We start from the raw sequence: 13,751 nt of genomic DNA, 5'->3' as shown, positions 1-13,751 counted from the left end.
ATATATATAAAATTATATGTATTGTATTGGTATTTTAATTATATAATATAAAAGAATGTTGCAACATTAGTATGGATTATGCCGGGCAAAGGTTTTACATTAATGCCATTAAATATTGTTTGCAAAAACCATGCGACGGCATAAATAAACAAAACAACCTGATTTTTTCTTTATTTTCGGCCTCAATACATCATTGCACTGTATATTGACCATTATAACATGAAAAAACTTTGTCTGTTTATATTAGTTGCCTGTTTTGCAGGAAATTTATTTGCACAAACCCCTCCGGCCAATTATGCTACGGCCTTAAATAAATTTAAACAACTATACAATAACAATCAGCCGGATAGCATATACAGCTTGTTTGGGCCAGAAATGAAGAAGGCACTTTCACAAGCCGATTTCAAAAGTACAACTGTGCAGTTAAAAACACAATTGGGCTCATTGCTACAGGCTGATTTTGAAAGCTATGAAACCCCGATAGCGCATTATAAAGCTACATTTCAGAAAAGTGTTTTTTTATTAAATCTGTCGTTAAACGCCGATAATAAATTTACGGGCCTGTCATTGACACCGTACAAAGCGCCGGCTACAACTGCTGCGGCAAGTACCGCGGCGGGTACAACCATAGCTACCGATCCTTCTCTGGTCGAGTCGCCTGTAACGGTTAAAACTTTATTGGGTTCAATATCCGGAACATTAGCTATACCAAAGGGCGCTAGCGGAAAGGTGCCGTTGGTATTGATCATTGCCGGCTCTGGCCCTACAGACAGGGACGGTAACAGTCCAAAACTGGGCCTCCATGCCAATGTTTATAAGATGATAGCTAACGAGTTGGGAAAAAAAGGCATAGCATCCTTGCGTTATGATAAACGTTTGGTAGGGCAAAGCACTACATCCATTAAGGAAAACGAGATCAGGTTTGAGGATTATGTAGAAGATGCCGCCGCCTTGCTTAACATGCTTTCGTCAGATGAGCGTTTTTCACGGATAATTATTCTGGGACACAGCGAAGGTTCGTTGGTTGGCATGATGGCTTCGCTTGATGAGCCGATAAAAGGCTTCATATCAGTGGCCGGTGCCGGTGATTCGGCAGATAAGATTCTCACTGAACAGATGAAAGCGCAACCTGCTTTTATATCTGAAGGCTTTAACCGGATGCTTGATAGTTTGAAACGTGGTAAAACAACCGATAATATCGACCCCGCTTTGTATTTTATAGCCCGGCCGAGTATTCAAAAATATTTGATGTCATGGTTCAGGTATAATCCGCAACGCGAGATCAGGAAGGTAAAAGCACCAATATTGATCATCCAGGGAACCACCGATTTACAGGTAACTGTTGGTGACGCCGAAAAGTTGAAAAAAGCAAAGTCAGATGCTATACTTGATATTATCCCCAATATGAACCATGTGCTGAAAGAAGCCCCGGCAGATAAGGAAAAGAACAAGGCCACCTACAATGAGCCTGATTTACCATTGAAGCCAGAGTTTGTAACGGCGATAACAAATTTTGTGCTGAAAACAACGAGGTAACCTTATTAAACTTACGTCATTGCGAGGCACGAAGCAATCCCAAACTGTACAGAGAAACTTTACATAGCCGCTCTGCTAATTGGGGATTGCTTCGTTCCTCGCAATGACGGTTGTATATGGTTATCTTACATATCACCAAGCCCCCAATAACCTCCTGATCACGATGATCTCGGCAACGTGGTAAGCATTGTGATCGGCAGCCTGTAACGCTTCGCGGAGGATGGTTTGCCCATCACCATGGGGGATCTTTTTATAGATATCCCCGCTTTTCACCAGTTCTATTAGCTCTTCCAAATCGCTGTCAATCTGTTCAAGGCTGTTATCCCAGGCTGCATCATCTTTTGGTGCAAGCTCTTTTGGCCAGTAATCATCCGGCCAGTTTGGTGATTCGTGGCTGCCGTCTTTGCTAAATTCAAGCATATCCCACTGGGCTATCCGGATATGTTCAACCAGTTGCCATATAGTATAAGGAAGTTTATCAACTTTAACCCCGCGAAGATTGGGCGGTAAACCATCGAGCGCTTTTTTCAGATCTGCATGTGCGTTGCCACCTTGCAGCAAATGCACAATTTCATTTACTAAGATTTTATGTTCATTATTCATAGGTAATCCAAATTATAACGACTAATTCTCGCACCCCTTTAGGGGGCCGGGGGCTTAAAGTAACAAATTCGTCGCCGGTTTGATTTATTTGGCTTAAAAGTTTTAAGTTTATGCTTCATTGTAAAACTCATCAGTTGTGGTCAGAAACATATTCTTAAAATTAGCACTCGCCGTTGTTTTATTCATGGTTGCCTTTATCGGCTGTAAAAAAGATGGGGGCAGCGGCACCGGCCCATTGTTAGGGAAGGATGATGAAGCTTTTATTAAATACGAGAACACGTTTCTGGATAACTTCTGGAAGTTGAACCCCGATTGGGCAACTTCGGCAGGATATCACAAATACGATAGCTTGATGGTGTTGCCTAATGAGCAAAGCCGCGATAAACTGGTAACCTTTGCCAAATACCAGGTTGATTCGTTAAGCCGCTTTGAGGTAAACACTCTTTCTGAAGCCAATAAGATAGATTACAAGATTCTGCAAAATCAGCTTGAATACCTGCAATGGCAGGTGCGCCAGTTAAAACAATATGAGTGGGACCCATCGTCATATAACGTTATCGGCACCTTTGCTTACATCCTGAACGAGCACTATGAGCCTTTGCCTAAACGTTTGCGTCATTTTTATCAGCGTATGTCGTTTATTCCGCAGTATTACAAAGACGCCCAAAAACAGATTAAAAACCCGGTGGCCGAACTTACCAGCCTGGCTATTGAGCAAAACCTGGGTGGGCTTGATGTAATAGGAAAAGACTTCGCCGATTCGCTTAAGAAAACCAATATCCCCAAAGCTGAGCAAAAGTTAATGACCGACAGGGCTGCGCAGAGCGTGGTTGCCATTAAAGCCTATGCCGATTGGCTTAAAGCACTTAAAAATGATCACCCAAGAAGTTTCAGGCTGGGTAAGGATTTATATGAGGATAAGTTTAAATACGAAATTGTAGCTACCAACACTGCCGAGAAAATCTACAATGCTGCCGTTGAACGTAAAAAATACATTCACCGTGAGATGACTAAGATCAGCAAGCAACTTTGGCCAAAATACTTTGGTAAACAGGCTGCACCAGCCGATAGCCTGCTGATGATAAGCCAGCTGATAGATACCCTATCATCAAAGCATGTAAAGCCTGAAGATTTTCAGTCATCAATTGAACAAATCATACCAAAGCTTAATGCCTTTGTTAAAGCTAAAGACCTGTTAACGCTCGATCCGTCAAAACCATTGATCATTCGTAAAGAGCCTGGTTATATGGCGGGTGTGGCAGGCGCATCTATGAGCGGCCCTGGCCCGTACGATAAAAATGGTAATTCGTACTATAACGTAGGCAGCCTGGCCGGCTGGAGCAAGGAAAAGGCCGAAAGCTACCTGCGCGAGTACAACAATTATATTTTACAGATCCTGAGCATTCATGAAGCTGTGCCGGGGCATTATGTACAGGGCGTATACTCCAATAAAGCCCCAAGTATCATCAAAGCTGTATTTGGCAATGGTGCCATGGCCGAAGGCTGGGCCGTATACACCGAGCAAATGATGCTGGAGAACGGCTTTGGCAATAACGAGCCCGAAATGATGCTAATGTGGTATAAATGGAACCTGCGTTCGGTATGTAACACCATTTTGGATTATAGTGTTCATAGCGGCAGTATGACCAAAGATGAAGCAATTAAGTTATTAACCCGCGAAGCTTTCCAACAACAGGCCGAAGCTGATGGCAAATGGAAGCGCGTTAGCGTAACCAGTGTTCAGCTTACCAGTTATTATACTGGCTATAAAGAAATCATAGATTTGAGGGATGCCTATAAACAAAAAATGGGTGATAAATATAAACTGAAAGAGTTTAACGAAAAGTTCCTGAGTTACGGCAGTGCACCGGTTAAATTTATCAGAGAAGCCATGCTGGCTAAAACCAGCGGAAATTAATTGATAGTCCACGGGTATAAACTCATGGACTATGAACCATGGGTTTATCTCCCATGAACTATCAAATTCTTTTTTATTAACAGCTTACGCGTAATGATTTTTTATCTGGTGCTCAAGCTGGGCCATGACGTTTTTCTTTAGCTTACCCTTATAGCAGGTACAGCCGTCCTTATCCAGGTTAAGTTCGGCAATTGTCTTACCCTGGTAAATCACGCGGAAATTTCCTGCTTCGTTGGGTAAAATTGCCAAAATACGTTCATCTTCTCCCGAAAAATTGATCAGCACATGAAACTGGTGCTGTGGTATAAATGCTATCTGCTGTAACATAAAAACCTCTCTTTCCGCTAAATTAGGTGTGTGAAAAATTAAAGAGCCGAGCGCAGTATAAAGTTAACGAATTTGTTTTTAATTAATTGTTAGGAATTTTAAGTTTTTTGTAAGAGATATTATAATATATTTAGCGCTTACATATTACCAATCATGAAGAAAATTTTGATGGCCGGTTTACTGGTTATAGGAGCGGTAACCGGTTATGCGCAGAAGGTAAAACCGGCTTTAAAACTAATTAAAGGCAATAGTTATTACTTATCTACTACGGCACACTCTGTTGTAAAGCAAACTATAAATGGGCAGGTTAATAATATCGATATGACGATTGACGGCAAAATGTCATTCAAAGTATTAAATGCTAATGATTCTCTTTATTATATGGAGGTTAACTATACCAAAGTGGGTATGAAAATGCAGCTGCCTACGGGTAATGTAACTTTTGATTCTGATAATAAGGATACCACAAATATTATGGCCAGAATCATGTCGGGCATAACCAATAAACCATTTACGGCAACGCTAACCAAAAGCGGCCGGATTAGGTCGATAGAGAACGCCGAGAATATGATCACATCTATGATAGATGGCTTTAAGGAGGTGCCGGCCGAAAAGAAAGAGCAATTGAAAACGCAGCTAACCCAATCTTTTGGATCAGGGGCGCTTAAAAGCAACCTGGAAATGGCCATGTCGGTGCTGCCCGAAACGGCGGTGGCAAAAAATGATAAATGGACAATTAAAAATAACCTGGAAGGTGCTATGAGCGCGAAGGTCATATCTGTTTATCAACTGGTTGATATCACTCCGCAGAGCTACCTGATACACGGAAATGCCACACTTGAAACAGATAATACTGCCGGTTATAAAACCGTTAGTAATATGCCCATGAAATACAATATGAAAGGTACTATGGTAGCTGATGTTGTTGTTGACAAGGCTACCGGCTGGATCTCCAGTTCAAAATTAAAGCAAAACATTGACGGTACTGTCGAAATAAAAGATAACCCGCAAGTTCCGGGCGGTTTAACATTCCCTATGAGTGTTACCAGCGAAACATCAAGTACCGACCATTAATTAAAACAGATAGTAATAAAAAAACCTGCCGGTTACGGCAGGTTTTTTTATTGTATAAACAGTGGTATTACAATATCCAAAAGCCTTCAAAATAAAGTTTATACCTTGTTGGCTGAAACTCGCCATATGCGAAAACAGCAATAGAGTTCCCCTTTTTAGTATAATATAGCCTGAGCCTTTCGCTGCCCTTGTATAAATTAAGAAAGTCGGCATTAAAGCCGCCTGTTTTTACAATGGTTTTAAAGTCGTCGGGTGTAATTACCTTATGCAGATCTTCAAAATTATTATTGGCAAAATCACCGAACTTTATATCACCGGCAGGCAGTTTAAATGTTTTATGTATTACCTCGGCTTCGTCTCCATCAAACAACAATGATTTTGTTACTTCATATTTTGTGATCATATTTTAATATATCGCGTTTTTATTGTTTTACCTCTTCAATGTAACCGCCTGCTTTCAGGTCGTTAACAGTGGCTGGTACTTCATACTGGATACCCAAGCCCGGTTTGCCAAACCATGGAATAATTTTACCCTCCCTAACTTTGGCTATAGGCTTCAGGATCTTGTAAATTTTGTACGGCTTGCTAAGAGTATTGTCCGGCAAAGCACGCATTGGGAAAGGTACGCCTTTTGGCGATACAAAAGTGCCTTTATCCTGAAAAGTGCCGGTAGAATCGCTATAACCGCCATAGCGGTCAATCAACACACCCTTTTTTAGAGTAATGATGATAAGATTTACTGCGCCACGATTTGGAGGCCAGCCGCCATTAAGGTTGTTGGCGGTAAAGAATTTTTCAAGCGCGTCCCATTTTTCGGTTTTCCAGAGCAGCCAGGCCGAATCGGCAAGGGCTTTTTTACTGCTGGTGTCGGCAAAATCAGCAACCGAGCTTTTAAAGTCATCATAAGTAATGCCCCGTACCGGCAGTTTGTGATGGTTTGCAGCAGGGTTGTGGGCATGTTTTAGTGGTTTTGTTTGCGCGGTTGCCAAAAAAGGCATCAACCATACTGACAGGATCAGGATTTTTAGTGTTTTCATTCGATGTAGTTTTTTGTTTGATAAATCTACTATGTGCTCCGCGTTTATGAAAGAGATTTATCATATTTATTTTATTGGTATTATATGCAATATCATATGCTAATTATTGTTATTGCATGCCAAAAAAACATTATTGCCAAAAGCCGGTATTTACCGTGGTGAAAAGGATGAAATAAAGGAAATTATTACCTTCGTACCTATGTCATCAGCTGAAACAAAAAAACAAATAGAGGTATTAACCGCCGAACTTAAACAGCACAATTACAACTACTATGTGCTGGCTATGCCAACCATTTCTGATTTTGATTTTGATAAAAAACTGGAGTTGCTTAATAAACTCGAAAAAGAATACCCGGAGTTTGCTGACCCTGATTCGCCAACACAAAAGGTAGGCGGTGATATAACCAAGGAATTTGTAACCGTTAGGCACCGCTGGCCGATGTTATCGTTGGGCAATACCTATAATGAACAGGAGCTATTTGATTTTGATCAGCGGATCCGCAAAGCCATTGGTGATAACTTTGAGTACGTATGTGAGCTTAAGTTTGATGGTTTGAGCATGAGCCTCACTTATGAAGACGGCAAACTGGTGCGGGCCGTTACCCGCGGTGATGGTGTACAGGGTGACGAGGTTACCACCAATATTAAAACCATTCATACCATACCTAAGCGCCTGCATGGCGAAGGCTATCCCGGCTATTTTGACATCCGCGGTGAAGTGTTCATGCACCGCAAAGCTTTTGACAGGTTGAATAATGAACGTATCGAAAGTGGGGAGGTTCCTTATGCTAATCCCCGTAACTTTGCCTCAGGCACAGTAAAAATGCAGGATTCGGCCGAAGTAGCCAAACGCCCGCTTGATTGCTTCCTGTACTTTTTGTACACCGAAAAAACAGTATTTAAAACCCATTGGGAAAGCCTGCAGGCTGTTAAAACCTGGGGGTTTCATACCAATGAGCATAGTGAGCTTTGCGGGGATATTAATTGCGTTTTGGCATTTATTAATAAATGGGATAAGGAACGTTTTAACCTGAGCTATGATATTGACGGCATTGTTATTAAAGTAAATAATTACTCGCAGCAGCAGGAGCTTGGCTTTACCGCCAAATCGCCGCGCTGGGCTATATCTTACAAGTTTAAGGCCGAAAGGGTGGAGACCGAGCTCCTTGAAGTGACTTACCAGGTAGGCCGTACAGGTGCTGTAACCCCGGTGGCCAATTTAAAGCCTGTACTGCTTGCAGGCACTACGGTAAAACGCGCGACGCTGCATAACGCCAATGAGATCATCCGGCTTGACCTGCATGAGGGTGATACCGTTTTTGTTGAAAAGGGCGGTGAAATCATCCCAAAGATCATTAGTGTAAACCCTGAAAAACGTAAGGCCAACGCTGTGCCTGTTGTTTACCGCGTTACCTGCCCGGCCTGCGATACTCCGCTTGAGCGCAAGGAGGGCGAGGCTGCGTTTTATTGCCCCAATGATGAAGGCTGCCCGCCGCAGATTATTGGAAAGATGCAGCATTTCATTGGCCGTAAAGCAATGAATATTGATGGGCTGGGTGATGAAACTATCGAAACCTTATACAGCAAGGGCTTTATAAGCCACATCAGCGATATCTATGAGCTGCATACCCATGCTGCCGAATTGAAACAGTTAGGCCGCTTTGGCGAAAAATCGATCAATAATATGCTTGATGGTATTGAGGCATCCAAGAAAATGCCTTTCGAAAAAGTACTGTTTGGTTTGGGCATCCGTTATGTGGGCGAAACGGTGGCCCGCAAGCTGGCTTTCCATTTTAAATCGATAGATAGATTAATGGGAGCGTCGGCTGAAGAACTTACAGCTGCCGAAGAAATAGGCGAACGGATAGCCCAAAGTATAACCGAATATTTTGCAGGTGAAATCCACCGGCAGGAAATACAAAAACTAAGGGAGCAGGGCCTGCAATTTATTGCCGAAGAAAAAGAAGTTGTACTGGCCAGTGAAAAGCTTGCCGGGATGAACTTTATTATATCGGGAACATTCGGCAGCTTTTCGCGTGATGAGCTGAAAGATATCATTGAACAAAACGGTGGCAAGATATTGAGCAGTATCTCGGCTAAACTTAATTACCTGGTCGCGGGTGAAAATATGGGCCCTGCCAAGTTAGAAAAAGCTAATAAACTTAATATACCCATTATCAGCGATGACGATTTACTCGCATTGATAAAATAAGCATTCCCGTGTTGTTTATTTTGTTTATTAATGAGGAATTTTATTTTTTGAGCTCAGAAATTACGTTATTTGTATTACCGAAAGGACCCCATAATTAATTAAACGTACTAATGTTCGAATAATTTACTATGGAAAAATTTATACCTATACAAGAAAATATCTTTTGTGAACCCTGTAAGGAATGCGGCGAAAGGCCGGTTATAGAGCAGGTTAAAGGTAAATTTATTGTGAGGTGCCCTGAAAGCAAATCGCATTATCAAACAAAGCCAGGCCTGGTTGATATTAAGGATTGGAACATCAAAAATAAGCCACACCCGCCTCTTGGCAGCAAAGATACATCAAAGAAAAAGGCATCCTAACCGGGTGTCTTTTCACATTATTTAACAATTTGGCGCTGTAACAATCAATTAATAAGTTTCATCTTAGCATAAACATCTGCTTAATGAAGCCAGCCTTAGTTGCGTTATTTTTAATATTCAATTTTTCTTCATATGCCCAGCAATTCAGCATTAGCGGTAAAATAACCAACCAGGAAGGTAAGCCCGTCCCCTTTGCATCCGTTTTTATAAAAAATACTACTATAGGAGTATCTGCCAACAGCGAAGGAACCTACCTGCTGCGTTTAAATGGCGGCATGCGGGAAATTCAATATAAAGCAGTTGGCTATGCCCAGCAAAGCAAAATTGTTAACCTTACGGCTAACCAGGTTATCAACATCAGCCTGCAAACAGAAACTTACCAGCTTAAAGATGTTACTGTGCATGCAGGGGCTGAAGATCCAGCTTATGCAATTATGCGTAAGGCCATTAAAAAACGCAAAACCTATCTTAACGAAGTTAAAGCCTATACCTGCGATATCTACATCAAAGGCTTACAAAAACTATTGGCCGCACCAAAAACTTTTATGGGTTTTGATGTGCAAAAAGCTACCAGTGAAGCCGGCCTTGATTCAAATCGCCGCGGGATAGTTTACCTTTCTGAGTCGGAATCAAAATATAGCTTTATAAGGCCCGATAAGGTGCATGAGGAACAGGTGTCGTCAAAAGTGTCGGGCCGTAACCGGGCGTTCAGCTTTAACCGGGCATCGGATATGGCGGTTAATTTTTACCAGAACTATGAAACCTGGCGGGGTATGAGTAACCGCCCGCTGGTATCGCCGGTGGCTGATAACGCCATGTTTTACTATAACTATAGGTACATAGGTACCTCGGTTGAGAATGGCGAAACTATTAACAAGATCCAGGTAAGCCCTAAACGGGCACATGATCCATGTTTTGAGGGGTATATTTATATTTTGGATGATAGCTGGCGCATTTACGGGTTGCAGCTTTACATCACCAAAAAGGCTAACATCAATTTTGTTGATACTCTTAAAATTAACCAGCAGTTTTTCCCTGTTAGCGAAAAGATTTGGATGACATCCTCTGTTAAATTTGAATTTACAGGAGGTTTGTTTGGATTTAAATTAGGAGGTTACTTTATTTCGATCTATAAAAACTACAACCTCGACCCAGCATTAGACAAAGCCGATTTTAATGAAGTGCTCCGGATCGCCAAAGGCATCAGCAAAGATTCTGCTTACTGGAACCAGGCCCGGCCTATTCCGCTTACCGGCGAAGAGGTTACCGATTATACCAATAAAGATAAACTCGCCAAAAAGCGGGAATCAAAAGAGTACCTTGACTCATTGGATAAAGCCAACAATAAATTTAAACCAGTAAACCTGCTCTTCACCGGCATTGACACCCGTAACCGCTATAAAAAAGAATATTTTCACTACGACCCTATCGTTGGCTCCCTGCTTTATAACACGGTTGAGGGTTTAGCTATTGATTATGGTGCATCGTACAGCAAATTGATTGATACAGTCAATAACCGCTATTTTATGCTGAATGGCAAAGTGCGGTATGGCTTGTCCAATCACCTGTTAAATGGCTCGGGAGGTGTTGCCTTACCGGTAATGCAGCGTTTTACATTGAGTTTAAGCGGAGGTTCGGATGTGGTCGATCTGAATAGCCAGGCGCCTATGTCGACCTTTGTGAATACGGTTCATAGTCTGCTTTCGCAACAAAACTTTAAAAAACTATATCAAAAGCAGTTTGCTTTGGCTTCACTTTCGGGCAGGATAACAGGAGGGCTGCGCGGCAGCGCCTCCGTTGAATGGGCTAACCGTAAGGCACTGTTAAATACAGCTTCATTTAGTGTATTTGATCCGCACTCGCATCAGTTTACATCCAATAACCCGTTGGATCCTGATCATAATACGCTGTTATTCGCCGAAAATCAGTCGCTCACCGTAAACCTGCAGGCCAGTTATGATTTCAGCAATAAATACGAAACCTATCCTTCGGGTAGGCGTTATCTGCCATCCAAATATCCAACCATCAGTTTAAACTACGCTAAAGGCATCAGCAATGTATTGGGTTCGGATGTTAATTATGATAAAATCAGCGCTGAAATTTCAAGGGCAGATATTAGCATGGGTTTTTATGGCAGTAGCTCATTTTTTATAGGGGCCGGTAAATTCCTGAATGCTAAGAGCGTATTCTTCCCCGATTATTTCCACTTTGCAGGCAACGAGGTGCTTTCATACAAGCCAAGGTTAAACCGCTTCCTGTTATTGGATTACTACGATTTCAGTACGCCTGATAAATACGTTGAAGGACATTTTGAACACAACTTTTCGGGTTTCATCACCAATAAGATCCCGCTGATCCGCAAGTTTAAACTACAGGAGATCTTCGATGTAAATTACCTGTACACTCCCACGCTTAAAAACTATACTGAGCTGGGTTTCGGATTGCAATATCTTAATATCCGTTTGATGTATGGCGTATCATACAATGGGGGTAGCGAGGCAAAATCGGCAATAAGACTGGGGATAAGTTTGTAATATGCTAATTATTAATTGCACTTAATATGGTGTAGGTATTAGTAATACTGTATATTTGGTTTAAACTATTGTGCCTGAACATATCATCAACTTGAACCTTTTACTAAAAAGAGCTGCATTGCTGTTTGGTGTTATACTTTTAACTTTTGTTAAAGTGTATGGACAGCAATTTTATGCCGCTACCGACCAGGGAATTTTACAGCAAGTAACCATTACGCCTAACGGCGCTGTTTCAAAAAATGTTAACGGTTGTGGGTCGGGTTATTTTTCGATTGCGCTTTGGGGTAATAAGATCTATTATACCCTGGCTTTCGGTGGATTGAGTGTAGCTGATATAACCGGAGGTAATACCCCCCAGGTAACTAATTGCCAGTATTTGGCGTCGGTGCCCCCCGTAAGTTCAATGACGGTTGATAAAAACGGGATCTTGTACATGGCCAGCTCGAACTCGCTGTACAAACTCGATCCTAAAAATCCCGTGCTTGTTAACCTTGGAATTATGCCGTACGGGGCTTCAGGCGATCTTGTGTTTTATAACGATAAGCTATATATGGCAAGTTATAATGGCATCGTCGAAGTCTCTCTCGATGATCTCTCTCAAAGTAAATTAGTTATACCTATTACAGACCGGACTGTATATGGTTTAACATCGGTAGCTTCCAGGGGGGCCGTAACGGTATATGCTATTGGTGTAAACAATAACAGGTCGGAGCTTGTAGAACTCGACCTGAAAAATATGTTTATAAAAGGTATTGCCGGTTCACTGCCCTATATAGTTTATGATGCCGGCAGTACTGTTGAAACAGGTGAAGTACCGGTAATTAAGCTTCAAAGCATTAATGTGACCCGGGAGTGCAATGTGGTGAATAAAGGGCGGGCCGAAATTATTTGCGCCCCGCATGGAAATCAATACACTTACAAACTTAATACCGGAGAAAGTAACACAACGGGTATTTTTGATAACCTGCTTCCCGGTGATTACCGGGTTACTATTACCTCATTTGGTGGTGAAGAGCCTAAAACATATCCATTCACTGTTCCTGATTTTTCACTACAAGACCCTGTTGTTACTTTTAATAAAACGGATCCGGTTTGTGATATCGCGGGTTCAATTAAATTGGAAACAAATGCCGATAAAGCCTTATACCGGGTAAAATATAACAATGCGGTTTACCCCATTGACCATGTTTTTGCAAATTTAATCCCGGGTTTTTATCACTTTTCAATTATAACACCAAATGGCTGTTTGCTGTACGAAAAAGATTGTACCCTTGTACAGGAGGTATGCCCGCCAATTGTTGTAAATGATATTGTCATCAAGCCCGAATGCGACTTTTACGGCGAAGCAAGTGTTACCGTGCTCACAGCAGCTCATCCGGATAATTATACATATAGCTTAAACGGTATAAGCAATACTACCGGCGTTTTTAACAGGATGCTACCGGGTACTTATCAATTAGTAATCACTTCAGCTGGCGGGTCCCCGGTTGAAAAACAAGTTACTGTACCCGATTTTACCTTGACCAAACCCTACGTATCATATACCGCTAAAAACGCGATTTGTACATTAGCGGGACAGGTAAAGTTTAACACCTATGTAGAAGGGGTAGCTATCGGCGCTATTAAGCATGGCGACCAAAATTATACACCCGATGAAACAATAAGAGGTCTCAGCGCCGGCACCAACCACTTTGTCCTGCTGGACAAGCAAGGTTGTATCATTACCGAATTGGATATTATGATAACGCAGGATTCATGTGAGCCGGTTACGTTTTTTAATACTTTTACACCCAACGGCGATGGCGTAAACGACTTATTCAGGCCTAATCAAAGCAGCAATCCCATAGCGTATAAGCTTACGGTTTTTAACCGCCTGGGCCAGCGGCTATTTGAGTCGGAAAGTATATATGATGGTTGGAATGGCAATTATAACGGGAAACCTGTGCCTACAGGTGTTTACTACTGGTTGTGCAACTATACCATGGGCGATGGACAGGTTGAGGTTCAAAAAGGGCATGTAACCTTGCTGAGGTAGCTTAAATGTGTTTGTTTACAATAGGCGAGCTAAATGACAGGCTTAGTCTGTTTTTCCATGATCAGTGTTGCTGCAAATGGATATTATAACCGGGGCAAAAAAAATCAGCGAAATCA

At 41.9% G+C, this 13,751-nt stretch carries 11 protein-coding genes; 7 read left to right on the top strand and 4 right to left on the bottom strand.

The window, feature by feature from the left end; all coding sequences use genetic code 11:
- Positions 1-219: 219 nt before the first annotated feature.
- Positions 220-1,536 carry an alpha/beta fold hydrolase gene (locus BLP33_RS14600; RefSeq protein WP_090529859.1) on the top strand — a complete coding sequence of 439 codons (1,317 nt, stop codon included), beginning with the start codon at positions 220-222 and terminating at the stop codon, positions 1,534-1,536.
- Between the two features lie 132 nt (positions 1,537-1,668).
- On the opposite strand, the gene BLP33_RS14595 is transcribed toward BLP33_RS14600, so the two are convergent.
- Positions 1,669-2,139 carry a DinB family protein gene (locus BLP33_RS14595; protein WP_090529857.1) on the bottom strand — a complete coding sequence of 157 codons (471 nt, stop codon included), beginning with the start codon at positions 2,137-2,139 and terminating at the stop codon, positions 1,669-1,671.
- A 136-nt stretch (positions 2,140-2,275) separates the two neighbouring features.
- On the opposite strand from BLP33_RS14595, the gene BLP33_RS14590 reads away from it, so the two are divergent.
- Positions 2,276-4,057, top strand: coding sequence for a DUF885 domain-containing protein (locus BLP33_RS14590; RefSeq protein WP_254780150.1), 1,782 nt, complete (start codon positions 2,276-2,278; stop codon positions 4,055-4,057).
- Between the two features lie 84 nt (positions 4,058-4,141).
- Here BLP33_RS14590 and BLP33_RS14585 read toward each other — a convergent pair whose 3' ends face one another.
- Positions 4,142-4,384, bottom strand: coding sequence for a hypothetical protein (locus BLP33_RS14585; RefSeq protein ID WP_090529851.1), 243 nt, complete (start codon positions 4,382-4,384; stop codon positions 4,142-4,144).
- Positions 4,385-4,537: 153 nt separating this feature from the next.
- Here BLP33_RS14585 and BLP33_RS14580 point away from each other — a divergent pair, with 153 nt between their 5' ends.
- Complete coding sequence (locus BLP33_RS14580; protein ID WP_090529847.1) at positions 4,538-5,458, top strand: DUF6263 family protein; 921 nt, start codon at positions 4,538-4,540, stop codon at positions 5,456-5,458.
- A gap of 67 nt (positions 5,459-5,525) precedes the next feature.
- Here the strand turns inward: BLP33_RS14580 and BLP33_RS14575 are convergent, their stop codons facing one another.
- Together BLP33_RS14575 and BLP33_RS14570 are read right to left on the bottom strand one after the other, a co-directional pair.
- A complete protein-coding gene (locus BLP33_RS14575; protein WP_090529844.1) occupies positions 5,526-5,861 on the bottom strand; it encodes a hypothetical protein in 336 nt (111 codons plus the stop codon).
- 19 nt (positions 5,862-5,880) lie between these two features.
- Positions 5,881-6,495: a TNT domain-containing protein gene (locus tag BLP33_RS14570; protein WP_090529841.1), complete on the bottom strand. Its 615-nt coding sequence runs from the start codon at positions 6,493-6,495 to the stop codon at positions 5,881-5,883.
- Between the two features lie 199 nt (positions 6,496-6,694).
- Here BLP33_RS14570 and ligA point away from each other — a divergent pair, with 199 nt between their 5' ends.
- The 4 genes from ligA to BLP33_RS14550 all read left to right on the top strand — a co-directional run bounded on the left by ligA (position 6,695) and on the right by BLP33_RS14550 (position 13,635).
- Positions 6,695-8,707 (top strand): NAD-dependent DNA ligase LigA, encoded by a 2,013-nt coding sequence (gene ligA, locus BLP33_RS14565; RefSeq protein ID WP_090531260.1) that lies wholly within the window; start codon positions 6,695-6,697, stop codon positions 8,705-8,707.
- Positions 8,708-8,835: 128 nt separating this feature from the next.
- A complete protein-coding gene (locus BLP33_RS14560; protein WP_090529838.1) occupies positions 8,836-9,066 on the top strand; it encodes a hypothetical protein in 231 nt (76 codons plus the stop codon).
- Positions 9,067-9,149: 83 nt separating this feature from the next.
- Positions 9,150-11,600 (top strand): DUF5686 and carboxypeptidase regulatory-like domain-containing protein, encoded by a 2,451-nt coding sequence (locus BLP33_RS14555; RefSeq protein WP_090529834.1) that lies wholly within the window; start codon positions 9,150-9,152, stop codon positions 11,598-11,600.
- A 91-nt stretch (positions 11,601-11,691) separates the two neighbouring features.
- Positions 11,692-13,635 carry a gliding motility-associated C-terminal domain-containing protein gene (locus BLP33_RS14550; protein WP_139159998.1) on the top strand — a complete coding sequence of 648 codons (1,944 nt, stop codon included), beginning with the start codon at positions 11,692-11,694 and terminating at the stop codon, positions 13,633-13,635.
- Positions 13,636-13,751 lie beyond the last annotated feature (116 nt).

The sequence above is a fragment of the Mucilaginibacter sp. NFR10 genome (genome assembly GCF_900100445.1).
Lineage (GTDB): Bacteria > Bacteroidota > Bacteroidia > Sphingobacteriales > Sphingobacteriaceae > Mucilaginibacter > Mucilaginibacter rubeus.
This window is presented reverse-complemented; position numbering and strand designations above follow the sequence as displayed.

What these genes read in the sequence shown, in the direction of transcription:
- BLP33_RS14600 (WP_090529859.1), top strand. Translation starts at nt 220, where the DNA reads ATGAAAAAACTTTGTCTGTTTATATTAGTTGCCTGTTTTGCAGGAAAT.
- BLP33_RS14595 (WP_090529857.1), bottom strand. Translation starts at nt 2,139, where the DNA reads ATGAATAATGAACATAAAATCTTAGTAAATGAAATTGTGCATTTGCTG.
- BLP33_RS14585 (WP_090529851.1), bottom strand. Translation starts at nt 4,384, where the DNA reads ATGTTACAGCAGATAGCATTTATACCACAGCACCAGTTTCATGTGCTG.
- BLP33_RS14580 (WP_090529847.1), top strand. Translation starts at nt 4,538, where the DNA reads ATGAAGAAAATTTTGATGGCCGGTTTACTGGTTATAGGAGCGGTAACC.
- BLP33_RS14575 (WP_090529844.1), bottom strand. Translation starts at nt 5,861, where the DNA reads ATGATCACAAAATATGAAGTAACAAAATCATTGTTGTTTGATGGAGAC.
- BLP33_RS14570 (WP_090529841.1), bottom strand. Translation starts at nt 6,495, where the DNA reads ATGAAAACACTAAAAATCCTGATCCTGTCAGTATGGTTGATGCCTTTT.
- ligA (WP_090531260.1), top strand. Translation starts at nt 6,695, where the DNA reads ATGTCATCAGCTGAAACAAAAAAACAAATAGAGGTATTAACCGCCGAA.
- BLP33_RS14560 (WP_090529838.1), top strand. Translation starts at nt 8,836, where the DNA reads ATGGAAAAATTTATACCTATACAAGAAAATATCTTTTGTGAACCCTGT.
- BLP33_RS14555 (WP_090529834.1), top strand. Translation starts at nt 9,150, where the DNA reads ATGAAGCCAGCCTTAGTTGCGTTATTTTTAATATTCAATTTTTCTTCA.